This is a genomic window from Cyclonatronum sp., assembly GCF_022565315.1.
In the GTDB taxonomy this organism is placed as follows: Bacteria; Bacteroidota; Rhodothermia; order Balneolales; family Cyclonatronaceae; genus Cyclonatronum.
In genome coordinates, this window is record NZ_JAIUMX010000017.1 from 1 (window position 1) to 25,584 (window position 25,584).

General features: G+C 47.1%; 19 protein-coding genes and 1 pseudogene. 2 read left to right on the plus strand and 18 right to left on the minus strand.

Features of this window, described 5'->3' with window-relative positions:
• The 17 genes and pseudogenes from LAT75_RS04850 to LAT75_RS04930 form a co-directional block, all read right to left on the minus strand.
• Positions 1–698: pseudogene (locus tag LAT75_RS04850) on the minus strand (hypothetical protein); the annotation flags it as partial.
• A gap of 188 nt (positions 699–886) precedes the next feature.
• Complete coding sequence (locus tag LAT75_RS04855; protein ID WP_291481504.1) at positions 887–2,107, minus strand: polysaccharide pyruvyl transferase family protein; 1,221 nt, start codon at positions 2,105–2,107, stop codon at positions 887–889.
• Positions 2,104–3,621: a lipopolysaccharide biosynthesis protein gene (locus LAT75_RS04860; RefSeq protein ID WP_291481505.1), complete on the minus strand. Its 1,518-nt coding sequence runs from the start codon at positions 3,619–3,621 to the stop codon at positions 2,104–2,106. Before LAT75_RS04860 ends, LAT75_RS04855 begins: the two co-directional genes overlap by 4 nt.
• A complete protein-coding gene (locus LAT75_RS04865) occupies positions 3,599–4,672 on the minus strand; it encodes a nitroreductase family protein (protein ID WP_291481506.1) in 1,074 nt (357 codons plus the stop codon). The genes LAT75_RS04860 and LAT75_RS04865 overlap by 23 nt, the downstream gene beginning before the upstream one ends.
• 36 nt (positions 4,673–4,708) lie before the next feature.
• The gene (locus tag LAT75_RS04870; protein WP_291481507.1) at positions 4,709–5,683 is read right to left on the minus strand and encodes a glycosyltransferase family 2 protein; all 975 of its coding nucleotides are present in this window, start codon (positions 5,681–5,683) and stop codon (positions 4,709–4,711) included.
• 39 nt (positions 5,684–5,722) lie between these two features.
• The gene (locus LAT75_RS04875) at positions 5,723–7,330 is read right to left on the minus strand and encodes an O-antigen ligase family protein (protein WP_291481508.1); all 1,608 of its coding nucleotides are present in this window, start codon (positions 7,328–7,330) and stop codon (positions 5,723–5,725) included.
• Between the two features lie 142 nt (positions 7,331–7,472).
• The gene (locus LAT75_RS04880) at positions 7,473–7,634 is read right to left on the minus strand and encodes a hypothetical protein (RefSeq protein WP_291481509.1); all 162 of its coding nucleotides are present in this window, start codon (positions 7,632–7,634) and stop codon (positions 7,473–7,475) included.
• Between the two features lie 15 nt (positions 7,635–7,649).
• Positions 7,650–8,924 carry a glycosyltransferase gene (locus tag LAT75_RS04885; RefSeq protein ID WP_291481510.1) on the minus strand — a complete coding sequence of 425 codons (1,275 nt, stop codon included), beginning with the start codon at positions 8,922–8,924 and terminating at the stop codon, positions 7,650–7,652.
• A 66-nt stretch (positions 8,925–8,990) separates the two neighbouring features.
• The gene (locus LAT75_RS04890; protein WP_291481511.1) at positions 8,991–11,228 is read right to left on the minus strand and encodes an AAA family ATPase; all 2,238 of its coding nucleotides are present in this window, start codon (positions 11,226–11,228) and stop codon (positions 8,991–8,993) included.
• Positions 11,229–11,303: 75 nt separating this feature from the next.
• Entirely contained in the window at positions 11,304–12,149 is an 846-nt protein-coding gene (locus tag LAT75_RS04895) for a TolC family protein (protein WP_291481512.1), read from the minus strand.
• 31 nt (positions 12,150–12,180) lie between these two features.
• A complete protein-coding gene (locus tag LAT75_RS04900; RefSeq protein ID WP_291481513.1) occupies positions 12,181–13,317 on the minus strand; it encodes a glycosyltransferase family 1 protein in 1,137 nt (378 codons plus the stop codon).
• A 41-nt stretch (positions 13,318–13,358) separates the two neighbouring features.
• Positions 13,359–14,135, minus strand: a complete 777-nt coding sequence (locus tag LAT75_RS04905) for a sugar transferase (RefSeq protein ID WP_291481514.1) — start codon at positions 14,133–14,135, stop codon at positions 13,359–13,361.
• 23 nt (positions 14,136–14,158) lie between these two features.
• Entirely contained in the window at positions 14,159–14,545 is a 387-nt protein-coding gene (locus LAT75_RS04910; protein WP_291481515.1) for a response regulator transcription factor, read from the minus strand.
• Between the two features lie 26 nt (positions 14,546–14,571).
• On the minus strand, positions 14,572–16,626 hold the full coding sequence (locus LAT75_RS04915) for a sensor histidine kinase (RefSeq protein WP_291481516.1): 2,055 nt from the start codon (positions 16,624–16,626) through the stop codon (positions 14,572–14,574).
• 279 nt (positions 16,627–16,905) lie between these two features.
• Positions 16,906–19,122 carry an LruC domain-containing protein gene (locus LAT75_RS04920; protein WP_291481517.1) on the minus strand — a complete coding sequence of 739 codons (2,217 nt, stop codon included), beginning with the start codon at positions 19,120–19,122 and terminating at the stop codon, positions 16,906–16,908.
• A 249-nt stretch (positions 19,123–19,371) separates the two neighbouring features.
• Entirely contained in the window at positions 19,372–20,058 is a 687-nt protein-coding gene (locus LAT75_RS04925) for a LytTR family DNA-binding domain-containing protein (RefSeq protein ID WP_291481518.1), read from the minus strand.
• A gap of 44 nt (positions 20,059–20,102) precedes the next feature.
• A complete protein-coding gene (locus LAT75_RS04930) occupies positions 20,103–21,269 on the minus strand; it encodes a glycosyltransferase family 2 protein (protein WP_291481519.1) in 1,167 nt (388 codons plus the stop codon).
• Between the two features lie 336 nt (positions 21,270–21,605).
• Between LAT75_RS04930 and LAT75_RS04935 the strand changes: the two genes are divergently transcribed.
• Positions 21,606–23,090 (plus strand): phytoene desaturase, encoded by a 1,485-nt coding sequence (locus LAT75_RS04935; RefSeq protein WP_291481520.1) that lies wholly within the window; start codon positions 21,606–21,608, stop codon positions 23,088–23,090.
• Positions 23,091–23,245: 155 nt separating this feature from the next.
• Here the strand turns inward: LAT75_RS04935 and fsa are convergent, their stop codons facing one another.
• Positions 23,246–23,902, minus strand: coding sequence for a fructose-6-phosphate aldolase (gene fsa / locus LAT75_RS04940; protein ID WP_291481521.1), 657 nt, complete (start codon positions 23,900–23,902; stop codon positions 23,246–23,248).
• A 435-nt stretch (positions 23,903–24,337) separates the two neighbouring features.
• Here fsa and LAT75_RS04945 point away from each other — a divergent pair, with 435 nt between their 5' ends.
• Positions 24,338–25,543, plus strand: coding sequence for an efflux RND transporter periplasmic adaptor subunit (locus LAT75_RS04945; RefSeq protein WP_291481522.1), 1,206 nt, complete (start codon positions 24,338–24,340; stop codon positions 25,541–25,543).
• The last annotated feature ends 41 nt before the right edge of the window (positions 25,544–25,584 follow it).

The window sequence follows — 25,584 nt, forward strand, 5'->3', positions numbered from 1 at the left end:
AAAAGCTTTCCGACCCTGAATGGCAAAGTGAGCCAGTTTACGCTTTTCAGACCGGGAAAATCAGCGTAAAACCAGTAATTATAAAGCGGTGCCGTCAGTACAATATTCCCGTACTTGCATGCTTCAAAAAAACGGTAGGTATTATTTGACTGATGCCCTTCGGGCACAAGAGCAATTTTGGCATCCATCAGGCTTTTTGAATATTCATCTGGGCTAAGGTCGCCGGTAAATCGCCGCACAAGTTTAAAATTAGTTTTCACCTTATTTCTTAAAAAAAGGCGGGTCCACAGCTCATAAAATTTTACCCCTGCTGCGAAAACCAAACGACGCCTGTGTACATTACCGGAGAAGAAAACGTCAACAGGTCTGTCTTCAATGGAAACAATGGCCTGTTCAATTAATGAGCCGTTGTACCCCAAGGGAATCGCAAAGCAGTTTTCAGGAGCATTATCCGGCAGGTAGGGAGTAAAGACAGCTTTTGCCTCACAAATTTCAGCAGGTATCAGATGATTTTCATTAGACAAATAAATCACAATATCCTGTCCTCCGAATGTATACGCATACGGCTTTGACGCGCTAATTACGTACCAGTTATACGTATAAAAATCATCCCACAGTACCAGCTGCTCAAATATGTTGGAAAGATAAACCTGTTCGAAAGGGTGAACCTTGCCGGCAGGCAGAGGTTTGTAGTTCATCTTTACTTTTAAATCTTTTTCCAGCCGGGTGTACCGGTCCAGATAGGAAACATTGTAATCCGTCATATCCGATTTCTTTGAATTAATTAGGTGCGTTGCGAACTGCTTTCAATATTTGGCTACAGTCAGGATTCCGGGCCTACATTCATCAGATGTTGTGAAAACCCGGCAGATCATTGAGTCGGGCATCACAAAAAATCAAATACCCCTGCATTTTTTGCTTTTAGCTCGGGCAGAGTTTTATTGATTTTGGCTTCGATTTCATTTTTGCTGCTTTCAAGCTCGCCAAACAGCTGCAGCACGTACTGCGCGTTCATGTCTTTGTGTTCAACAACAAAATGCTCGAGCTCGAAGAGGGCGAAGAGCTCGCGGTATTTATGGCTCCAGCTGATGGCCATACAGGCAATGCCGAGGCTCAGGGCAAAAATAAGGCTGTGGAAACGGGACGCAATCAAAAGATCAGTTTCCCGGATTACGGCCTTAATTTCTTCTGCTGAGCGATACCCGCTTATCAGGGTGATGTTCTCCTGACCCGAAATAGCGTCGTAAAGTGTTTTGCACAGGTAGGCGTCGTCCCGATCTGCAGAGCCTTCCGGACGGATTTCGTTGGGGATGAGTACGATGTGGTAGCTGTTTTTTAGGCTTTCGATTACATCGAGCAACAGCTTCAGGTACTCGTTTTCACGACCGCGCTCCGGGTATTTTTCGTAGATGCGCATATTGGGCGAAATGCCCAGCACCGGCCGGTCGAGCGGATTTTCGTAACCGCAGCTTTTCAGAATTTCATTACCGTCGAGGGTAGGGATCGGAAAATGGAAAGCAATGTCAGGCAGCAGGTAAACCTCTTTGGCAGGTTTCAGCAGCAGGTTGGCCAGGTAGGTACGGCTCACCTCATCGCGGGCGAAAAAAGTATCGGTGCGGGTGAGCATTTTCCGACAGTTTTCAGCCACCTGATGGTCTTTAAAGCTGCCCCAGGCCTGTGGCATAAAAATATAGGGGGCATCAACCATTTCGCAATAATCCATCACTTTCATGGTCTCAAGCGGCTGAATGTACCCGCCTTTATCGCCGTAGGCAAAGCCGCTTGCATCAATTGCCGTTTTCAGGTTTTTGATTTGGCTGAGCTTTTCAACCGGGGTATAATCGGCGTAAGGCTTAGACTTTAGCCGAAATATTTTCCTCAGTTTGCCGGCTACTTTCCCCAAAAAAACAGACAGGGAGGAACGGTCAACATACAGGGGTACAATGCCCTGAGTGCTGGCAAGTTCAGCTTCGTTTTCGTGGCAAATGGCATAGATTACAGCATTATCATAGCGCTGTAAGATCTGATGCTGCACGGTTTTAAGCATTGCTTCAGCGCCTTTGTTTGTGAAATTGGCACCTACAATCAGAAATGATGGCTTACTCATAGTTTTTTGTTTAACAGTGATTTAACAAGATCAACAATTCCCAGAATCCGCGTTCGCTGCGCCTGCATCGGAAACCAAAGTCCGAAATACAGCAGGCCGTAAAATACAGCATACAGCATAATTCCGGCGAACAGATTAAGCTGGAGGTTTAGTGACACCAGCCAGTACAAGCCGGCTGCTGAAAGTATTGAAATTACAGCAGGTGCCGCAATGGTTTGGAAAAAATCAATAACCCTCACAGGTGTGTCTTTGAAACAGTACATCAAAGAGGGCACGAGAATGACATAATTTACGATGGCATAGCCAATTACAAGGCCGTTCAGGCCGCCATAATAGATCCCGACTACGAAAGCGATGGTAACGAAAACCGCATTCCAAAGGCCCCAGAAGAAAAAGCGTGTGGAGAGGCCGCAGGAAATCATCACCATGCCGCGGGTACTGGCCGTCGGCTGAATAAAGGCCGTGATGGCCAGCAATTTAAAGATGATGGCGGCCTCAACCCAGTTAGGGCCCAGCAGGAAAAGGATGATGTCATCAGCTGTGATGAACAGGAATGCCACTATCGGCATGGAAAAGAATGCAAGCAGAAAAAGATACTGCTCGTAATAATGGCGGTATTTTCCCGGCTGAGTATGAAGCGAGCTCAGGGCCGGGGTCGCAACGGCGTTAAGCGGATCACGGAGCTGCGTGATGGGCAACATCAGCAGCTGATAGGCTTTGGCATACAAGCCAAGCGCATCCGAACCGATGTGCCGGCCAATCAGGATGTTATCCAGATTCCGGGAGAAATAGTTGATCATGTTGAAGCCCGAAATGCCTGCGCCAAAGCCGATAAAATCTTTGATTGAGCGGTCAATACCAGTCCAGTTTGGGCGCCAGTCGCAGCGGAACCATAGCAGCACGGCAGCAATGCCGGGGTTCAGCACGTTTATGGCAACGAGGGCCCAGTATCCGTAGCCGGCGTAGGCCATCCACAGAGCAGGCATAAGGCTGAAAAATGAGGCTGCAATGGTAATTTCTGACAACTCCTTGAATTTCATCTGCCGGCTGAGCAGCGCCTGATGCTGCGTGGAGAGGCCACCAAAAATGGCCGCGAGCGAGTAGTAAAACGTGATGCCAAGCAGCAGCGGCTCATCATAGAACCAAACCAGCAGCGGCCCCATCGCAACTATGGCAACGGCAAGCAGAATACTAACAAAGAAATTGAACCAGAATACCATGCTCACCAGGCGCTGATTCAGCCCGTCCATCTGTATAATGGCCTGCGCCATCCCCAGGTCTTTGAACATGAGGATGAAGCCGGTGAAGGAGGTCACCATGGCAACAAGGCCGTAATCAGCCGGCAGGAGCAGCCGGGCCAGAAAAATGGTCGTTACGATGTTGATGGTAAATGAAAACAGCTGCGCCCCGACCGTTCGCAGGCCTCCTTTTACGGACTTCCCCTTCAGGTCCTCACCGAGATGATCCCGGTCGAACCATTTTTGCATCGGGTCAGGCGCCGGCGGATGCGTCACGAATGATGTTCCGTTTTAGTAATTGATCCGGGGTCTTTTTCTGAGAGAACGGTATCCCGCCTTCAGAATCGGCGTAGCCAACACCGATGCACATCAGCACGCGCTCATCATCGGCAACACCGATCAGGTTTTCCATTTTTTGCTCCAGGTATTCGATATCGGGCCAGTTGATGGTAACTGAACTGAGCCCCAGGGTTTCGAGGGCCAGAACGAAACTCATGGAAAAAAGGCCGCCATCGAGGTAAATCACGTGCCGGTCGCGTTCGCTGAGGTAAGCACTAAGCTTGCCGACCAGCAGAATCATTACGGGGATATTTTCATAAAACGGGCGGATACCCATAGGGATGGAGCCGACCATGTTTTTCATCTGTTCATCGGTGAAAATGCGGAATTCGAACGGCTGCCGGTTACAGGCCGAAGGCGAATATGTTGCCGCCCGTACCGCTTTTTCGATCAGCTCGTAGGGAACTTCTTTTTGCTCAAAATATCGAACGGAACGGCGCTGCTGCGTAAGTTTGAGGAATTGCTCATACGTTACACCGCTCTTAACGCCCTGTGCCCGCTTATAAGGCACATAGTCAACTTTTTTAGGGTCGAAGTCGATTTTGTGCTGAATAGACAGAAACTGCTCATAGGCCGGTTTAATTTCTGCATGTTCTGTATCAACCGCATCAAAATAAGCCTGCAGCACATTGGAAGCCCACTTAAGCAGCTCGGTATCGATATCCCCGCCTGCTGTTACATGATTTGAAAGCACTTCGTAATTTTTCACCGTATCCCCGATGTAATCCCTTGCGAAAACGTTTCGGCGGTTTTTCATAATGAGACCTTTCTCGATGCGGTGAACCTGACGGCGCAGGTGAAAGGCATTCGGCTTCTTTTCCTTCAGGGCCTGCAGGTGCATGTATTTACCCTTCAGCACTTTTTGGTGCTCACGGGAAAAATCACTTGAAAACAGGAAATAATAAAGATCGGCAAGCTTGGGGTGTTTGTGTACAATCGGCAGAAGCCAGTTGTTCTGTACATGAATTTTGATATCGTATAGTGCCATAGAACTGTATCTCTAAGAAATAATAAGGATAGAAATCTAAAATTTGCGGATGCGCTCACCCGATACGTTGGTCACCGCGGCGTTGCCCGAAGCATCGGTTACCAGCTGCGGATTTTCTTTAACATGCCGGCGGCCCAGGTGCCAGAATACGCCCTGCCAGTAGGCTTTAAGCAGGCGGAACTCGCGCTGCATCAACAGTACAAGGGTATTCTTAGGGAAAGCAGCAATCATAAAAAACAGCAGGCTCGACAGAAACTCAAGCCCTTTGGTGTTCCGGCGCATATAGAGCAGGCGGCCGCGCACCATATAGAAAGATTTGATGACCGAATTTTTGCCGACGGTAAGCGACTCTTTGTGGTAAATTTTGGAAGTACCCACATATTTTGCCTTGTAGCCGTGCCGTTTGGTCATTTCGCACCAGTCATGCTCTTCATAGTACAAAAAGAAGATATCGGGCATGAGGCCTACTTTTTCGGCTACTTCCCGCGATACCATCATGGCGGCACCGTGCACGAGCTCGGTATCGCGCACCACATCGTGCTGTCCGTTGTCTTCCTCGCCGTGGCCGCTGTGCCCTTCCCGCATGGTAAACTTATTAATGCCCGGCGTGCCTGCAAACTGAATGATGCGGCGGCGGCCCTCCTCATCAAAGATAATTTTCGGGGAGGCCATACCAAGCTTCGGATCTTTTTGAAACTCAGCCACGAGCGGACCAATAAACCCCGGGTCAACTTCGGTATCGTTGTTCAGGAAGATGAAGTATTCGCCCTTTGCGGCCGCAACGCCGAGATTGTTGGCGCCGGCAAATCCCAGGTTTTCGGAGCTGCGGATGAGTTTCACCTCCGGAAAGCGGCTCTCAATTTCAGCCGGATGCTGCTTCGAGGCATTGTCAACCACGATGATTTCGACATTGGGCCAGCTCACCTGCTTCACCGATTCAATCATCTGAAGGGTATAAGCCAGCCCGTTGAAATTCACGGAAATGATGGATACAAGTGGGTAATCGCTCATTATTTTATTTAATAACTAAGCCTGTTACAGGCTCGCCGTTCAGGGTCTGTTGGGGTTTTTCAAATTGAGGAATTCAAACAAAGACGGCCGCTCGATCAGATGGGGTTCTTCTTCTACCTCTTCTCCGAGATCACGCCTGCGCTGCCGGTCTAATGCAAGCTTATTATCAATTTTCAGGATATTGGTAACTCCCGCGGCACAAAGAAAGAAGATAGCATTAATGGGCGGCGAACCAATGGTTTCCTGCGGATAATTGGTAAGCATTAAGCCGTATAAAACAGCAATCAGCATCAATTGCATGATTTTAAGATCGGGATCTCTGATCTTAAAGTAATTTTTGATGCCCTCATAACCAATCAAAAATAAAAGGGAATTAAAAATGAGCAGGCCAACCCACCCGGCTTCAACAGCCGTACGAACATAACCACTATCGGGCGGAAACTGTGAAAGGGGGGAGTTTGGGGAGAACCGCTGCCCCCACACACCGGTACTGCCCAAACCACCACCAATCGGGTGTGAACGGATAAATGGTTTGATGAATGCCTGATTCATTTGCCTCACTTCAAAAGACGAATCATCACCTGGTTTAAAGGCACTCTGGAACTGCCTGATTCGGTCATTACTGAAAGGTATGTTGATGAAGCTCATAAAAAGAAACCCACCTACAGCCGAAGCAACCAAAATTCTCTTATCTCCTTTAAAAATCACAAAGGTTACAATCGCAATAATCGGTACCACATAGGCAGCTCTGGTTCCTGATACAATCATGCCGTAAAGCATGATAAATGCAGCAAAAACAAAAGCAATCTTAAGCCCGAGGCGTTTCACAGTTCCTGCCATATAAATAGTTGCAACCGCGCTCAGCGACATCAGCACCCCAAACACCATCGGCCCGGAAAAATACGACCAGACCCTCACATTCCCGAACTGATAATACCTTCTGAAACGAACCGGATCTGCTGTAAGCCAGGCCCATTCAAAAGCCATGAGGCCGAAAATATCCTGATAAATACCATAGAGCGCACCAACAAATGCAAGCCCAAGCCACAAATAGATGAGTAATTTGAGGAACGCAATCGAATCGATTGTGTAGAGCAATATGTAGTACAGAATCATTATCGCCGCGATACTGCGGATCGTGTACACCCAGGCTAGCCGGGACTGCGCCCAGGGGTTGGCTACGAGCGCAAGGTTGTACAGAATCCAGATCAATACCAAAATACCGATCGGGTGCCATGCAAAAGACCAGTCGCGTTCGGTTGCCTGTTTTACAATAAGCCCGTAAAGCAGGCCTACAGTAATTGCATCAAATGAAATACCGAAAGGAATTCCCGGAATGAGGCGGGTAACACCAAGCACTGTAAAGAGAAGCACATACAGGAGTATAACCCCGAATTTCAGATTAAAAATAACCCCAAGCCCTACAGGAATACCGATAGCTGCTCCGGCTATTAAAACCATAGGCACCACACCCAGCTTACCGGCAACAACACCCATAAACACAGCTGCCAGAGAAAAGAAAATCAGACCCGCCGTATTTTGAAGCTTTTCGCGAATAATAACTTTATAAAGCCACCATTTGAGAAAGGCAGGCTTGTCTTTATGTTCCGGGGCTTCTTTTCTGGTATCCAGAATAAAATCAGGCATGATGCTTACCAACCCGGTTTAGGGTGAAAACCAAGCGGCACAGCACCAAATCTCCAAAACACAGATCTTCCGGAGGCAGGCAGCATAACAACTGATGCCTGACCGGATTAAGACTAAATATTTCGGATGCCTTACGCATCAATCAAAAAACAACTTTAAAGAAGAATCCTAACGAAAGGGCCGCCGACAGCCCTATTGCTGCAAGCATTCGCAGCCTGTCAATAGCGTCTATTTCCGGCACATTGGTTTTGCTGCCGTCAGTATCTTCTCGTTCGCTTTCTTGTTTAAAGGGTCTGATAATCATGATAAACTACCTCTGTCAGCTTTTTACTCTTTTGAATACACCAATATCAGCCATTACTTCCTCAATAGTAAGTCTTTTTTCATGCGTTGTTTCCATAAATGAGGTATTGGCTTTCTTAATATTCAGCATGGCCAGCAACTGTCGGGAAATGAAAAGCGGTACCGAAAACAGGGCTTTCCAGATTCGGCGGTCAGCCTGTGCCATGTACAGCGACAGCATAAAGGTGAGGCCGAATACGATTACGGAAGCGCTCATGTAGGGTGCAAAGGCAGGAGTGAGGAACCAGCTCAGTAACGCAAGAAAAGCACCGGCCAGCAGCAGCAGAAATAGCGGGGGAGTTGAAATCATTAGGCCGAAGAGCAGGGCGTTAGATGAAAGTTTCTTCACCCCGAATACCGCAAGGGCAAGAGCTTCCTTAAAGTATCCGAACCAGGAATTAATCCAGCGGGTGCGCTGTCGCTGCACCTGAGCAGCCGAGACAACTTTCTCATCATAAAGAATTGCGTTGGGCGCATAGGCAATGATAAAATTCATCATAACCAGGTGATTCTGAAGAATTTTATCCTCAGCTACAATTACCTCGCCTTCAGCAAAGCTTTGCTGGGTTTCATCGAGCAGGCGGCTGTACAGGCTGGTTTCGATGGCCATGCCTGAGCCTGCAATGGTAGCCGAACTACCCAGCCTGAAAGGCGCAAGCCGCTGGGTGATGTGGTAATAGTGTTCACCGGCTGCATCGATACAGGCCATGTTAGTGTTCAGGTTTTTGGCGGTCCGGCGGGTCTGAACGGCCTTATAGCCTTTAAGAAGCGCTGCATTAAGTTCCGCCAGATATTCAGGATGTGCAAGATTATCAGGATCAAAAACAAGCGTGTACGGCAGCTTATCGGCATCAATTTGCGACATAGCCATCCGAAGTGAACTCACTTTAGAATCGAGGGGCTTCTCCGGATAAATGATGCTTAGTTTATCGTTGAAGGGGTCATTTTCTTCGGCTTCACAACGATCGGCTACCAGAAAAATACGATAATTACTGTAGCTCTGCTTTAGCAGGGAATCCACCAGCAAAAAAGCGAATTCTTTTTCCTTATAAGCCGTGATTACGCAGGCAATGCCTGTTTCACCTGAACTGCTGCCCGGTGTTTCAGAAGGAACAGCGCCTGAAGCAAGCGCGGCATCTTCACTGCTAACCGGCATGAGAGAAGAGGTTAAAACAAATAAGAAAGGCAGCAGCAGATAAAAGCAGATACCAATCTGTACAGCCAGAAAAGCATATAGGATTAATTCGAGCATGAGCGTTTCTGTCTTAAATTAAAAGGATGACCGCCTGAACCAGGTTTCCGGAGAGCCGGCTTAAACTCAGTCAATTTTATCAGCGGGCTGATTTAACCGGAAAGCACCTTTGATGTTGCCACGAATGATCTGTTTGAACACACGCCTCGGATAGCTGCGTTTTTTATTTAATTCGCCGTAAACATCTTCAATCTGATTAAGATCAACTTTATTGAGAATACAGCCTTCAAAAGAAATAGGCGCATCGTTGAGTTCAACCACAAGCTCGCGGTCGAGGCCGTTTACCACTTCACCGGCCGCGAAAGAAAGAATGATACTATCGGCAAAAGGCAGCAGCTCACGGGTATTGTTGTGTTTTACCAGCATGGTTGAATCAATTATAACACTGTCGAAACCATCAATTAGGCGTTCAAAGGCAACTTCGAGCTGTGCTTTTGGCGCTATTTCATTGATGGTCAGGTTTGAAATATCACAACCGAGTACGTATATATTTTCATGCGAAGTAGGGCTTATGGCTTGTTCAAGATTTACCTCTCCCCTTAGATACCGCTCGAACATAGGCTCACTCTGGAAGGTTTGTGTAAGTTTATTGCTGAGCATATTTGCATCAACAATCAGAACTTTACGGCTTGTCTGTGCCAGGGCGTAACTGAGCAGAATGGAAAGAAAGGTTTTGCCTGTTTTAGGCTGCGTGCTTGATATAATTAGCCGCCGGCCTTCAGCATAAGGCAGAATATTGCTTCGAAGATGCCTTACCAGCGACAAGGTTGCCTTTATCGTAAGGTTTGAGCTTGATTGCGCAAACATGCCGGGTATATCAAGTTCGTCGTCTTCAAGTACCGGTATGATGCCGAAAACAGGTTTTTCAAGTGCATTAGCCAGCTGCCGTGCGGTTTTAATTGTGAGATCGAAGTACTCAATGATGAATACAGACACAAGGGCAAACCCAAAGCTTCCGGCACCTGCTACCAGAATTATGAGAATTTTTTTCGACGGTAGCGGATTGCGCGGAGGCATGGCACGCTCAATCTGCTCCACCTGAGCCCCGCTGTTCAGGGTTTGCTGCTGGGTGAGGCGGAACTGGTTGAGGCGGTCGAGCATAGAAAGATAGTCGCGCTCAGCGAGGTCAATTTCGCGCACATAAGTATCCTGAATGGCCTCGAGCCGGGCAAACTCCCGGGTGAGGTTAGCCAGCCGGGTGAGTTCAAGCTGGATATTTTCGAGGGCAACTCTGGCCTGCTCTTTATCCAGAGAAAGCAGCATGCGCTGTGTGATGAGCTGTTCCCTTGCTACTCTGGGGTCGGCAATTGCCTGGTTATTCAGGTTAGCAACCGAAACATACTGAAGGTCACGAAGTTCACTTACTTCCTGTTCAAGCTGTTCAGCAAGCCCTGTCTCACCACGAATTACAGCATTCACACGGCGGCGGTTAAGCTCCGACATCTGCCGGCGGGCTGCTGCTATCTGAGCGTTGAGGGCTGCCTGTCTTCCTTCCGTGAAATCACGGCCGGAATTATCACGCAAAACTACGTCAAGACTATCGATTAGGCTTTGGGCACCCCGGAATGTTCGGGTTTCCATTTGCCGCAGGTATTCAAAGTCAGAAATCTGAACGGCAATAGCTTTGGTTTGCTCATACAGGTTAGTAATACTATTGGCAACTTTGAAATTCTGGAGCCGCCTTGAGCGCTCATCGAGCTGAATCTCACGAAGCCTTACCTGTTCAAGGTAGAAATCGATATTAACACCGAGCAACTGATTTTGTTTGTACCGGTAGTATTTGATGAACAAATCAGCCAGTTCATTTGCAATAAAAGCAGACAGGCGCGGATTTTCTGTTTCAACCAGTATTTGTATGTAATCACTTTGGCCAAGCCGCTGAATCCTGCTGCGGTCAGAGATGGTGCCCGGATCGTAACCTTTAGCCGAAAGCAGTTCAAAAACGGTTTGCCCATAGCCCTGCGTGAGATCGAGCGGCTCTGCGGTTTCAATATAGAAAGTGAGCGAATCTATCAGGGCGGCTCTTCTTTCCGGTGATATGGCGTTAAACTCGTCGGAATCCGGCCTGAAACCGCGCCCGGGGTTTCGCAGATCATGCCGCAGCAGTGAAAAAGAAACAAGGCTGATAACCGGCCGAGAGTTTATAAGCTCCATGAAGTTTGCATAGCGAAACGCAATCTGATCCCGGTTGATGCGTGAATCTGTACCCGGCCCGCTCTGACTCTCGATAATGCCACTTGAGATTACCGCTCTTGCACGGTACTCCCCTTCCATATTGCGCACAAAAACATACGTGATCAGCACTGTTACAATTGGTAACAATATGAGCAGCGGCAAATACCGGTAAAGCGTTCTTAAAAATTGAATTACATCCATTTTCTATTCCTCAGCCTCTTCATCGTGTTGTTCTTCGCTGCCATCCGTCTCATTACCGGGCTGAGCACCATCCTGCCCGTTCGTATTGCTCTCAATCAGATCGTCACCAAACACTTCTTCAAAAACCGATGCTATAGGCACACCAATTAGTTCTTCAACAGCAAACCTTGCTTTAAAAAAGTCTGTTCTTGCTGTAATCAGCCTCTGCCGGTCAAGAATAAGATACTCTTCGCCTCGCTGAAGCTGCTCAATATTCAGATCTCCCATCTCAAACCTTTCCCGCACCTGATTTACAACTGCTTGTGAGTTTTCCACTGCTTCCAGAAACAGCTGGTATAATTCAGCACTTAGCAGAAAAAAAGAATAGCGCTGAATAATTTCATTATTCATACGCTTGCGTTGTACCTCCAGCTCATACCGGTACACATCACGCTCTGATATTGCCATTCTTATACGTCCCGGAGTTCTTGCGAGCCGGCCAAGATTTATATTAAAGGCAATACCTGCCCGGTTAAAAAGATCAGGGCCGCCCTGATCCTGAAGCTGTTCGGGATAAAAGTTATAGGTAAATGTGAAGGCATCGAGCCATTCGAGCCTGGCATTACGCACCCCATAACTTGAACGTACAACAAGAGCTTCGGCAACTCTGTTGGATTCATGATTTTCCCAAGCAAGCTGTTGCAAACGTGCCACAAGTCTGGGATCATCCCCCCGTTCAACTTCCGTGCGAACATTGAGCGCCTGCCCGTGTGTTTGCATCGGTTGCAGAAATACAATAAGTGCACCCATCAGAAATAGCAAGGTAAAAGAACTTACCATTGCATTGCGGGCACTAACAGGGAAAATCATTTTAATCTTAATTGTATATGTAGAAAATAGCTTATAGCGACAATACCTGACGATACAGCCCTAAAGTACCAAGGGCTGTCTGTTTCCATGAAAAGCGGCCTGCATTTTCTTTTCCGTCAGCTATGAGCTGAAGCCTCAGCTTCTGATCGCGAAGCACTCTAATCGCATTATCGGCAATTTCATTAAAATTGCGGGGGTCAACAAGCAATGCTTTTGGCCCGGCAACTTCCGGCATGGAAGAAGTATTCGATGTAATTAAAGCAGCACCGCAAGCCTGAGCTTCGATAATAGGTATTCCGAAGCTTTCTCTGAGTGAAGGGTACAAAAACAACGCGGAAGATGTGTAAATAGCTGGCAGGTCCGTATTTTTAATATAGCCGGGCAGCACAAATCTTGATTCGAGTTCGGTGGCATTTTGCTCCTTCAGCATGGTCTTGAGCCGCACGAGATCGTAATCAGCAATTACCATGTAAAGGTTTTCGGGCCCCTCCCTTAATATCCTCAGAGATGCTTTGAGTACGTTAGGGAGATTTTTTTTAGGATCCGTATTTCCGAGAAAGAAAACGAAGTTGTCCGGAAGGTTGTATAATTCTTTAACCCGCCGGATTTCTGCTGCATCACTTTCCTGAAAAAAACGGTCAGAAATGCCGTTATAAACAACATTGACCTTTGTATCGGGGCCAAAATGCTGAAGGATTCGTTTTTTTTCAAACTCTGAAACTGTGATTAGTGCACTCGCTTTCGGTACAACACGGGGAACATTCCACTTTCTGTAAAGTGTACCGAGTTTCTGATACCAGGTAGCCCCTTTTACGCCCCCCTTCTCAAGATAAATGATATCATGGAGGGTTATAATCAGAGGTACTGCTGGGCTAACGGGTGCAGTATTACTTGTGGTATGCAGCAGATCAATCTTGTATTTGTTTAAAGCAGCGGGCAGGGCAACCTGTTCCCAATAGGGATAGGTTGTAGCCGGAAGTTCAATAATGTTCACGCAACCCTTCGAAGCCACACAAACATCACGATCAGGCTTTACAAAAACGAAAAACTCAAAGCCGTGTGGCTGCATTTCTATCAGCTGCCTCACAGTTTCAAGCGCAACCATATCCATGCCATGTTTTTTGGGCCTGAAAATACGCTGTGCTTCAATGGCGATTCGTTTTGTCATTTTAACTGCTCCGGATTGTAAGATTTCAGACTTAAACTGTACTATACATTTTCACTTTGTAACAAAGCGGGAATCGTCATAAGCATGATTTTAATATCAAACCAAAAACTAAATTCCTCTGCGTATTTTACATCAAGTGCTATGCGCTCTTCCTCCGTCATATCACCTTTGCCGCGCTTGGTTACCTGCCATAAACCTGTGAGTCCGGCAGGTGCGAGAAAACGTTTAGAAGCAAAATCAGTTGTAAGTTTTTCTGCCTCATAAAGCGGCAGAGGCCGGTTGCCTACAATTGACATATCACCTTTTACAACATTCCAAAGCTGCGGTAGCTCGTCTATGCTGGTATTCCGGATAAAAGCACCGAGTTTGGTGATTCGCGGGTCGTTACCGATTTTTTTGAACGCAGCTCCGTCTTTGGTAGCCTTTTCAATAAGATAGTCGGATTCATCCACCACCTTGTCATCCATATAGAGGATAATTTTATCCTGATTTTCCTTGAGGTTTTCGCCTCCTTCTGCATCCTGCTTCCTCATTTTCTGCTTCATTTTTTCCGCCACCTTATCGCTGCTATACATATTCAAATCTTTGAGCATATCCATTTGTTTATCAGCGTCAGGCACCATACTTCTGAACTTATACAGATCAAAAATATGATAATTCGATCCCACTCTTTGTGAAATATAAATAGCAGGTGCTTTTGATTCCTTTTTGAGTAAAAGGTAAACAATCAGCAAAAGAGGAGAAAGCAGAACAAGTAATATACCTGCTACAAGTACATCAAAGACTCTTTTTATCAATAAATTGATTTTCCGATTCATGCAGGCAGACTATAATTTAAAATCTAAATGTTATTGACACGCTTCATTTTATTGAAGATTCTGTAATATAGTTCTTCGGGATTGAAGGGTTTAATTACATAATCATCAGCACCAGCCTTAAAACAACGAATCCGATCGGAGCTGCTTTCATTTGCTGACAAAATCATGAGGGGTATTCCGTCATATTTATCGTTGGTACGCAAGTACTCCATAAGCGCGTATCCGTCCATTTCAGGCATATTCAAATCAGCCACAATTACAGTTGGCAGGTTACCTTCCTCAAGCCAGTCTTTTGCTTCTTTACCATTATTTTTGGTGATAACAGTAAAATGTTTTTTTAGATAGAATTCAAGTAGTTTTCTGATACTTATTTCGTCGTCAATGATAAGAACTTTAATATGCTCGAACATAATAATTAAATATAATTAGGATAAATTTATGATTGTTCTAAATACCGCTTCAGTTCGCTGTTTGCCTTATTGATAAGGGCCTCGAGTTCGTCGATTAACTTTTCGATAACTTCAATATCGCCATGGCTTTTCGAAACCGTCTCAATTTGTTTGATACCCGACTTTTCAAGATCAATACCAACGTAGCCAAGTACCGGTTTCATTTTGTGTGCTGCTGCCGAAACGGCAACATAATCAGCATTTTGAACACCTTCACGCAGGGAACTGATGTGCCCTTCAGACTGATCTATAAACAGATTCACCATTTCATCTACAAACTCTTTGTTTCCGTCTGAAATATCGCGCAGGTAAGCCAGGTCTGTTACAGTTTCATTTTCATGGTCAGACATATCGCTGTATTCTTTTGGTTGTTCATTATTACGGCTGTTGAGCCATTGCTTCAGGTTGTCGGGAAAGAAAGGTTTACGAATGATACCGTTCATGCCAACTTCCAGACAATGTTTTTCATCTTCCTTTAAAATTGAGGCAGTGAGAGCGAGTATAGTAACTTCGTTGCCACGCAATTCACGTATTTTTAGTGTTGCATCATAACCGTCCATTACAGGCATTTGAATATCCATGAGTATGATATCAAAATTTTGCTTTGTTGCTATTTCTACAGCTTCCTGCCCGTTACATGCTATCGCATACTGCGCATTCCATTTATCGAGGATAGTGGTAACCACTTTCCTGTTAATCGGATGATCATCTACTACTAAAATACGCATATTTTCAAGAGACTCATAGCTTGCCTTTTTGGGCTCCTTCCGCTGTACCGGTTTAACGGGCAGACGTATTTCAAAAAGGCAGCCTTTTCCGGCTTCGCTTTCAAGGCTGATTTGGCCGTTGAGCATATTCACCGTGTTCTTTACGATACTTAAGCCAAGGCCAATACCGCTGTACGTACGTGTAAAGCCCTGTTCTATCTGAGCATATTTTTCAAAAACATATTCCTGCTTGTCTTTGGAAATCCCGATTCCGGTATCTTTTATGCGGATGATGAGCCAGTGATGATCACCTGCGGTTTCAGAATCAAGGTTGGTTGTTACCTGCCCGTGTGAAGTAAATTTAATCGCATTATCAGTGAGGTTTTTGATGATGTTGCGCATTTTCACAAAATCTGATTCTATCAAATCAGGTACTCTGTCACTGATGTTTACCTCATATCGCAGGCCTTTATCCATGGCTTTTTCCCGAAAAAGTTCCATAACTGCCCGAATGTCTTCGCGAACATCAATGGGATCGGTCGCCAGCTGACTCACTTCTGTTTCTGAACTTGAAAAATCAGCAATATCAGACAGTACTTCCATCAGGTTCGCAGCAGAAAGCTTAATTGACTCCAGAAAAGATCTTTTACTGATATCATTTTCAAGGTCTTCAAGCTGCTCTGCAAGGCCTACGATACCGTTCATTGGTGTTCGTATTTCGTGGCTCAGGTTGGCAAGAATCTGATTCTTTGAATCCAGTTGTGCACTGTAGGAATGGTTTGTGATTTCCAGTTTGTGGATCTGTCTGCGTGATTTAATGATATTAAAAAGCCAGCGGCCGATTAACCTGAACTCATCCTGATGAAAACTTGCAGCACGTAATTCGTCGTTTTTATCACGCGTGCGCTCAAATGCAGCGAAGCCCTCGAGCTGATTATCGTGCAGGTAAGGCACTATTACCACATATTTGATCCCCATTGCTTCCAGAACTTCAGCCTCAACATCCGGAAATGAATCAGGGGGGCCGTAAAGTACTTTATTCTCCGAAAGAAGCTTTGCCCACCGCTCAAAGTAGGGGTTTACAGGTATTTCGGATGCATCAAGGTTACCCTCTTCAATTTGACCACTCTCCTGCCATTGCAGCATTTGAGAAAAAAAGGCTGAGTCTTCAGCCTTTTCCGAGCGCTCATGCGTGATATCATAAAGCGTGATCCGGTCGAAATCCACTTCTTCAGCTATGCCAGAAAGCTTTTGACTAAGTTCGTTTAGAAAAGTCTGATGACCAGCCGCTATATTAAGCGAAGATATAAGCTGATCAATAAGTTGGTAACGCATGCTCTGTTACTACTTGGTTAAGGGGCAAAATTTCCGGAATTCGGTTGCTCATCGGTAAAACCTTTATGTGAATCATCGAAACGCCTGCGAACAGGCTACACAAAAAATGTTGTCATGTACATTGTAAAAATGTTTCTTGCCTATTTTGCGATTAAGAGATGTGATGTACCGCGTAACCTGATTTTTAAACAGCAAATGAACAGTGCGAACATTTCGCACTGCTCATTTTGCTGCCTGATTCTTTAAGTTAAAAACCGGTTGCGAACTGACGGAGAAAGTTTACTCATTTCTAATATACAACAAGCTTTCTTCGCGGTTGCCGATCAGATCCAGGTACCAGTCTATACTCGATTCGCCACCTGACTCTGCCCAGTTGCGGAAGTTCAGATAAGCATTGGTCAAATCGACACCTTCAAGCGGGTAAGGGATGCTTTCAGATACGTGAATCGCCCAGTTCAGGTTTTCATGGCTCTTGTAAAAGCGACCAGCTGCAACGTTTGTGTTATCATCGTTTGTGCCAAACAATTCAGCATCAGCAAGGTCAGTAGGGGGCATACCGGGAAGGTGAACTTCTCTGCCGCGTTCAAGCACACGGAAGGAAAAGATATTGAACGGAGATGTTCCCAGAACAGATCGGTCAACTGCATTTTCGAAGGTAATAGTCACCGTAAATTCATGATACGGAACATGGCGGTCAGGATTCACCGTGTTCTGATAACGGCCAAGCGTACGGGTTGCATCGTCAGCAAAGATGATCACAGCATTCGATTGCCCGGCTTCAGTACCGTTAGGGTTCAGTGTTACGATACCGCTTCCAATTTCCTGACCTGTTACCGACTGTACAGCAGATGGGGGCACGGGCAGCATCACACCAACACCACTACTCACCGATGCTCCGGTAGCACGAACCCGGATATCAAAGATCATATCTTTTACCTCGTTGGCCGCATTGGTAACTTCGTTCAGCTTGTAATCGATTACAAGGTCGTTCATGTCGTAGTCGCCAAGGCCGGGCCAGAGGTCTTCAAAGGCCACGGTGGCATAGGTGTTTGCAGCAGGGAAGTAATTATTAAACGCACGGAGCGGATCATCGGGATAGGCATCTTCATCGTCGGGTACACCATCACCATCAGAATCTACAACACCCGCCGTACCCGCACCCGGGTTACAAGACGACTCCGGAATAAAGGCATCACAAAAAGTAACCGAACTCGCGATTGTTCCGAAATTGGTTATGCCGTTGCCGGATTCAACACACAGGTCAATGAGATTCTGAATATTACCGCCGCTGTTAACCGTTGCGGAATTTGCAATATTGAGGCGGGCATAGGCCGAAGATGGTCCGGCAAGGGGGCTGTTTGCCGTAAAATACTGCGCAACAACAAGGGCTCCCGGGCCCATTTCATTAAAAATGCCGCTGCCGGAGTTGAGCACAAAGGGGCCGTTAATATTCAGGAAATCATTATTCACGAACTGTGCATTTTGCTGGAAGTTCTGACCGACTTCAAACGAACACGAGTTTGTGGTTAATGCAGTTGAGTTATTCGAGAACGTGTTGGCTACACTAAAAAAACCGTTGTTCGTAATCGTACCTGAATTATTATTCATGCTGCTGCTTACGGTTAATGTGCCTTCGTTATTCAGCACGGCACCGCTGTTGAGATTTAAATTAACAGCATTCAAAACACCATAATTGTTAATCGTGTAGGAAAAACCCAGCGTATTTTGAGAGAAGTTGACGGTACCAAAGTTGTCAAACTTAGATTGGACGTTATTGATAGCAAAATTACCGGAGCTCAGAACACCGGTAGTTCCAATTTCAAAATTTGGCCGGGATGCACCCCATGACTCGAGCTGCGTAATCGTTGCTTCACCGCAAACGCGAAACTCACCCGTTGATGATGCATTTCCGCCCTGAAAGCGTAATGATCCGTTAAATGTGGCACCCTCGGCCAGACAGATAACATCGTTTCCGAGAATTTCAAGCGGGCTTCCGGATATATTGCCGGTAAGGATCTGGTCGCATCCTGCATCGCAGCCATTAGGCACGCTGGCAAGCCCGGCATCACCAATACCACGTTGTTGCGTTTCGGCTCCTGCTGCTACAGTAAAGGTACCCCCTCTGCCAATTTCCAGCTTCTGGAATGTGGTGAGCTCGCCTGGCGATTTGGTTGCAACCCAAACGGAGTTCAGATGAGCCGGTATGCTCATAGTAAACTGCCGGCTGTTGCCATTATTAATTGCAGCGCGCTGAAGGATACGCCCGTTATCGGCTGGGTGAGCTGAAAGGATCGTTGCGATTATATCACCCTGTATTCCGCCGCGCTCCACATTTATGGTAATCTCGTTCGTTGTATTAAAAGTGAAGCCCGCCGGGATACGCATACTTCTGAAACCATCTTTATCGGAATCCTTTGGATCCGATATACTGTGCGAACAGGCCGTTCCCAGCAGCAGCGCAATAAACACTATCAGGTATATTTTAAAAACTTTCATTGTACTACCTCAGAAAAAATTTAAATAAAATTGATTTGAGCGGCTTGTAGCCTCCTTCCTCAAACCATCACTCATACTCAAATTACCAACTAATACTGAGATTGTGCGTTTAATTCGACAAACCCGCATTTATCTTCGACGAAAGACTTATACAGCTATTTCTGTTGTGGGGTAGAACAGGGTATCAATGCCGTTACAAGGGTAAATCTTCGAGCCGGTACGTACGTATATTCACAAACGGGGAAGGGGTTAAAGCAGGTTAAGCTTTTTAAACAGTACTTCACGATAAGAGCCGCCAACAGGGATTGCCTTTTTCCTGATTACAATGGTGTTGTCTTCAACTGCTTCAATTTTATCAAAACGAACGGTATAGGTTCGGTGAACGCGAATAAACTGATTCGACGGGAGCCTGTCGTTAAGTGCTTTCATGGTAATATGCACAATGAAACGGTCCTGCTCGGTATAGATAATCATGTAATCTGCTGCGGCTTCAATGTAGAGAATATCAGAGAACCTGATCTTAACAAGCTGATTATCTTTCTTAACGAACAGGTTATTCATACCCTCCTGAACGGTCTGCCGGCTTTCAAAAATATCGCGGGCTTTATTAACAGCTTTGAGAAAACGCGGAAAATCAAGGGGTTTTACCAGATAATCTACAGCTTCGTGCTCAAAAGCCTTTACAGCGTATTCCTCTTTAGAGGTCACAAAAATAACGAGGGGTTTATTTTTGATAGTGTTGAGAAACTCAATTCCGCTGATTTCCGGCATTTCCACATCCAGAAAAATCAGGTCAACAGCCTTCTCTGACATCATGTCGATAGCTGACAAAGCACTTTCGCAACTCGCGGCAAGCTTGAGCTGTGGTACCCGACTAATAAGTTTTTTCAGGATATCCCTGGATACCTGCTCATCATCCAAAATCAAACAATTCATACAAAACGGTTCCGTTTTTTAGAAGTACTTCTACGCAAATAGTCTCAAGTCGCACGTTTGGCTCTTGCCCAGTTAACTGACTGCTGACCTCTTATATATCTCAAAAAACCAAGATACACACTCACATTCATCATTGAAAAGTAAAAAGGCACAAACAGAACTTTAAGCTTAATCTTTTTCTTTTCAAGCAGATACCCTAAAATACTTGCTGCATAGAATGCAAGCTGAAGTGCAAGGAGTGCCACATAAAAAATATCGCCTTCAACAGCCAGCCCGATATTGGCAAGTAGTATCACAGGCAGCATTAAAGGAGCAAGGGTCCAGCGAAGCACCCTGTGTGAAATATACTGAAACCACAGCTTAAATCGCCCGAAAGGATTTAGCAGGTAGCGAAGCCTTACAATTGACTGAATGCCTCCGGCAGAGATTCTTACTTTACGTGTCATTTCAGCTTCTGTATCAGCAGATGGCCGCTCACTTGCGTAGGCATCAGGGGCATATGCAACCCTGAAGCCTTTTCCTGCTACCCTTAAAGAAATAATAAAATCGTCGAGAAGGGTATCCGGTTCCACATTTTCGAACAGGTCGCGGCGTACTGAAAACAACTCACCGGCCGCCCCTACTACCGAGTGAAACGCGTAATCCCGGTCTTTCAGGTAACTTTCATACTTCCAGTAAATTCCTTCCCCTGCACCACTGGCGGCTTCCTCTTGCTCCATAATTATGCGTTTTTCCCCGGCAACACCCCCAATATTTGCATCGGCATAGTGCTTCACAATATTCCGCACCACCTCTGTATTCAGGATTGTATTTGCATCAGAAAATATCAGGATGGGGGTTTTTGCAAATGTAACTCCCCGTTCCATTGCGGCTATTTTGCCGGAACGGCCCGGTTTGTGATAGGTCTCAAATTGGGGGAATTCATTTTTCAGGATATCAGGGGTATCATCATCTGAACCATCAGTCATAAAGATAACCTGAATTTTATCAGCCGGATAGTCAATTTCCTGCGTATTACGCGCCTTTTGGCGAATCCAGTCAGCTTCATTCCATGCCGAAATTATCAGGCTTACCGAAGGCTCGAACCCCTCTGCTTCTGCCCGGGCCTGATAACCTTTTTTACCAAGTGTAAGCACCGTAATTAATACCGGATACCCGAGGTACGTATAAACTACTACTACAACTCCAAACCAAAATAAAAACTCAGCCATCTGATATTAACATGTTGTGTGAGAGATACATTAGCAAGCTGAAATTTCTCAGATACATACTTAGTCATTAATATGCCCTGATTATGATGACAGGTTCTTTTCGCCTTTAGATAAGTCTGTTATATATGCTTAACCTGCCCCACCGTATTCTCAAGTAAAAATACAAAAATAAACCACTATTGCAGGAAACATTTGACCTCTCCTAAAAATAAATACCTTTCATTTTTAGGGGATGGCAAATTCTTCACAAATTCCACCCATGCGGCTTTCCCTGAACGTTTACACCGTGATTACAGGTTTAGGCAGATTCACTTTCCTTTCCAAAAAAAATTCTATATGAGCAAGAAGGTATTGATTATTGGCACCGGTTTTGGCGCATTAGGCGCAGCTGTACGGCTTCTCTCTCGGGGGTTCGATGTTGAGATGTTTGAGAAGCGTGATAAGCCCGGCGGCCGTGCTTATGTTTATGAGGTAAATGGCTTCAAATTCGACGGCGGCCCGACCGTTATCACCGCTCCTTTTATGTTTGATGACATCTTCGCAGCTGCCGGCCGCAAACGCGAAGATTACATCAATTTCGTGCCCTGTCAGCCGTTCTACCGCATTTTTGACCATCAGGGCGAGTTTTTCGATTACAACAGCGAAGAAGAGTTCACCCTGAAAGAAATCGAAAAACGCAACCCTGCCGACAAGCAGGGGTATCTCGATTTCCTGGCCACAACCAAGGCCATTTTCGATAAGGGCTTTACCGAACTTGCTGATGTACCCTTCCTGAAATTTACCGACATGCTCAAGGTCGCGCCTGACCTCATCAAGCTGCAGTCGTATAAGAGCGTGTATAAGTACGTTTCGCAGTTTATTCAGGATGATTTCCTCCGCCGCTGCTTCTCTTTCCATCCCCTGCTTGTTGGCGGCAATCCGTTCGATACCACCTCCATCTACGCCATGATTCACTACCTCGAGCGGGAATGGGGCGTGCACTATGCCATGGGCGGCACCGGCGCCATCGTAAAAGCACTTACCGACCTGATTGAAGACCTCGGCGGCAAAATCCATCTCAGCACCGAAGTAGATGAAATCGTGATCGAAAACCGCATCACCAAAGGGCTGAAGCTCAAAGACGGCAGCTTCCACCCTGCCGATGCCGTCGTTTCAAACGCGGATGTGCCCTTCACCTACCGTCACCTCATTAAAGAGGAAAACCGGCGCAAGTACACCAACCGCAAGCTCGACCGCATGCACTACAGCATGTCGCTGTTTGTGATTTACTTCGGCACCAAAAAACGCTACCTCGATACCAAACTGAAGCATCACAACATTATTCTGGGTGAGCGTTACAAAGGCCTGCTCAAAGATATTTTCCACGAGAAAACCCTCTCCGAAGATTTCTCGCTGTATCTGCACATGCCCACGATCACCGACCCGACAATCGCGCCCGACGGCTGCGAGTCGTTTTACGTGCTCTCACCGGTGCCGCACCTGGATTCCGGCACCGACTGGACCAAAGCCGCCAAGCCGTACCGCGACGCCATCATGCAGTTCCTCGAGGATAATTACCTGCCCGACCTTCAGGAAAACATCATCGCTGAGCACTACATCGATCCGATTCACTTCGAGCGCGACCTCAACAGTTTCCGCGGCTCAGCTTTTTCGGTCGAGCCCCTGCTCACGCAATCGGCCTGGTTCCGGCCGCACAACCGCAGCGAGGAGTCGCCTAACCTGTATTTCGTGGGCGCAGGCACACACCCCGGTGCAGGCCTTCCCGGCGTGCTTTCCTCCTCCAAAATTGCGGAAAAACTGCTCACCGGCGAAATCGGCTGATCTAAAACGGTACAACAGTAGCTTTTTTAAAAGGGTGATGGATACGCTCATCGCCCTAAAAAATCATCAAACCAAAAAAGCCCGTCTTCCTGTAAAGGTAACGGGCTTTTTTGATTTTGATGCAGGATGAAGCAGAAGCCCTTCACCCTAAAAAATTACTTGAGGGAAGCCTGAAGCTTATCCCAGTCGGCAAGGAATTTTTCCAGGCCACTGTCGGTGAGCGGGTGTTTCAGCAGGCCTTCCATCACACTGAGGGGCATGGTTGCCACATCAGCGCCCATGCGCGCGCACTCAACTACGTGCATCGGGTGGCGGATGCTCGCCGCAAGCACTTCGGTCTGAAAGCTGTAGTTGGTGTAAATGGTCACAATATCTTCGATCAGGGCGAGGCCGTCGTGCGAGATGTCGTCGAGGCGGCCGAGGAAGGGCGAGATGTAGGTCGCACCGGCTTTGGCGGCAATCAGCGCCTGCGTAGATGAGAAACAGAGGGTGCAGTTGGTGCGGATGCCTTCCTCCGAAAAGGTTTTGATAGCCTTAATGCCGTCTTTGATAAGCGGAATTTTGACAACCACATTATCCGCAATCGTTGCGAGGCGGCGGCCTTCTTCCAGCATTTCAGCGTAGGTGGTGGAAACAACTTCCGCAGAGACATCCCCAGCTACCATTTCGCAGATTTTGGCTACATGCCCTTCAAAATCACGGACGCCAACCTTGGCACAAAGTGACGGGTTTGTGGTAACCCCGTCAAGAACGCCCATGGCTTCGGCTTCTTTAATTTCGCTGAGGTCTGCGCTGTCAATAAAAAATTTCATGGGTAAAGTTTTCCTGAATTAATCTCCGGTTTGGCCGGCACACGGGCCGGATTTCTGATACGGCAAAGGTACGGATTTTTAACGGCATTCATGCGCTGCGCTGCCATGGATTTAACCGCGGGCAGCTGCAAAGAGCTTATTTTTCCTGCACTGCAACGAATAGCAGATTTACAGGGTTAATTTACCCACTATGTTCATGTCATTGATACGCTTACACTTTCATGCCCGGCTGTTTAGCTCTCTAAACCGGTTTTTTACAGCCTTTTCTTTTTTACATAAAAATCCGCTACAGTCGTCATTAAAAGCCCAAGTGTTAAATAATATGAATCAGCCGAATTTACGCGAACGGGTGAAGCATCCGTTCGTCCAATCGCTTTATTATCCCGCTGTATTTTCAACTTCTCAAACAACAATCATCACAACTCTATTTTTATCGTGATTCGTCTCCTTTTTTCAGCACTCCTTATTATCGCATTGGCCTCCTGCTCAGGCCGTTCATCAGGGGATCAGCAGCGCCCGGGTGGTTTTGACCCCAGCGCCTTTCAGCGCGGCACCAGCGTACAGGTCGCCGAAATTTCAAGAAGCAGCATATCCGAAATTGTTCGGGGGTTTGGCAACATTCAGGCACAGGATCAGGTGCGGGTTTCGCCTCAGGTTTCCGAGCGTGTAAGCAGCATCCATGCTGATCTGGGCGATACTGTTCGTGTGGGCACCGTTCTGGCACGGCTGCGCGATGTCACGATTTTGGATCAGGTACGGCGCGATGAGCGTCAGGTTGAGCAGGCCCGCAGCGCCGTAAGCCGCGACAGCCTTGAGTTCACCCGCGCACAAACCCTGTTTGACCGCAACCTGATCAGCAGCTCAGAGATTGAATCAGCGCGGGTTTCTTATCTCAATTCGCAGGCGCAGTACGAAGCCGCGCGGGCTTCGCTCACGCAGAGCCGGGAAAGCCTGGCCTTTACCGAAGTGCGCTCGCCGGTAAACGGCGTTGTTACCCGGCGCAGCATCAGCCCGGGCGACCTTGCCTCGGTGGGCAGCGTGATTTATGAAATCTCAAACCTGGCCGGCTACGAAATCCGGCTGTTCCTTCCGCTTCAGGACCGCCGCCGGGTGCGGCTCAATCAGACGGTTGATATCCGCCTCACCGGCGAAGCCCATCACTCGGCCCGCGGCGTGGTTTCGCGCATCAGCCCGGGCCTTGATCCGGTAACCGGTCTGGCCGAGGTGGTTATCAGCCTCACCGATATGCGCGATGTCATTTTGCCCGGCAGCCTTGCCGAAGCTTCTATCGTAGTGCAAACCAACCCGGAGAGCATCGTAATACCCCGGAACGCGCTGGTCGAAAACGTGCAGACCATTCTGGATCCCGAAACCAACACCATCCGCATTAACCGGGCTTTCAACGCTTTTGTGGCACAGGGCGATACCGTTGCTGTGCTTCGTGAGCTTGAGCTCGGCCTGCAGCAGGGCGACCGCATTGAAGTTGTTTCCGGCCTTCGTGACGGCGACCGCCTGATCGTTACCGGGCAGGGCGGCCTGGAAAACAACTCCCGCATCCGCGTAGCCGGCAGCCGTGCCCCGCGGCCTGCGCGCGAAATTCCCATTTCGACTGAATCAGATACGACTGCTGCCAGCGAGTAAGCGGTACATCAAACATCACTTCCGTTCTGAAACCGATTACC

Coding starts and splice junctions, on each gene's coding strand:
- LAT75_RS04910 (WP_291481515.1), bottom strand. CDS start 14,545: ATGTTCGAGCATATTAAAGTTCTTATCATTGACGACGAAATAAGTATC.
- LAT75_RS04880 (WP_291481509.1), bottom strand. CDS start 7,634: ATGATTATCAGACCCTTTAAACAAGAAAGCGAACGAGAAGATACTGAC.
- LAT75_RS04905 (WP_291481514.1), bottom strand. CDS start 14,135: ATGAATCGGAAAATCAATTTATTGATAAAAAGAGTCTTTGATGTACTT.
- LAT75_RS04855 (WP_291481504.1), bottom strand. CDS start 2,107: ATGAGTAAGCCATCATTTCTGATTGTAGGTGCCAATTTCACAAACAAA.
- LAT75_RS04925 (WP_291481518.1), bottom strand. CDS start 20,058: ATGAATTGTTTGATTTTGGATGATGAGCAGGTATCCAGGGATATCCTG.
- LAT75_RS04870 (WP_291481507.1), bottom strand. CDS start 5,683: ATGAGCGATTACCCACTTGTATCCATCATTTCCGTGAATTTCAACGGG.
- fsa (WP_291481521.1), bottom strand. CDS start 23,902: ATGAAATTTTTTATTGACAGCGCAGACCTCAGCGAAATTAAAGAAGCC.
- LAT75_RS04935 (WP_291481520.1), top strand. CDS start 21,606: ATGAGCAAGAAGGTATTGATTATTGGCACCGGTTTTGGCGCATTAGGC.
- LAT75_RS04920 (WP_291481517.1), bottom strand. CDS start 19,122: ATGAAAGTTTTTAAAATATACCTGATAGTGTTTATTGCGCTGCTGCTG.
- LAT75_RS04875 (WP_291481508.1), bottom strand. CDS start 7,330: ATGCCTGATTTTATTCTGGATACCAGAAAAGAAGCCCCGGAACATAAA.
- LAT75_RS04865 (WP_291481506.1), bottom strand. CDS start 4,672: ATGGCACTATACGATATCAAAATTCATGTACAGAACAACTGGCTTCTG.
- LAT75_RS04900 (WP_291481513.1), bottom strand. CDS start 13,317: ATGACAAAACGAATCGCCATTGAAGCACAGCGTATTTTCAGGCCCAAA.
- LAT75_RS04885 (WP_291481510.1), bottom strand. CDS start 8,924: ATGCTCGAATTAATCCTATATGCTTTTCTGGCTGTACAGATTGGTATC.
- LAT75_RS04915 (WP_291481516.1), bottom strand. CDS start 16,626: ATGCGTTACCAACTTATTGATCAGCTTATATCTTCGCTTAATATAGCG.
- LAT75_RS04895 (WP_291481512.1), bottom strand. CDS start 12,149: ATGATTTTCCCTGTTAGTGCCCGCAATGCAATGGTAAGTTCTTTTACC.
- LAT75_RS04930 (WP_291481519.1), bottom strand. CDS start 21,269: ATGGCTGAGTTTTTATTTTGGTTTGGAGTTGTAGTAGTAGTTTATACG.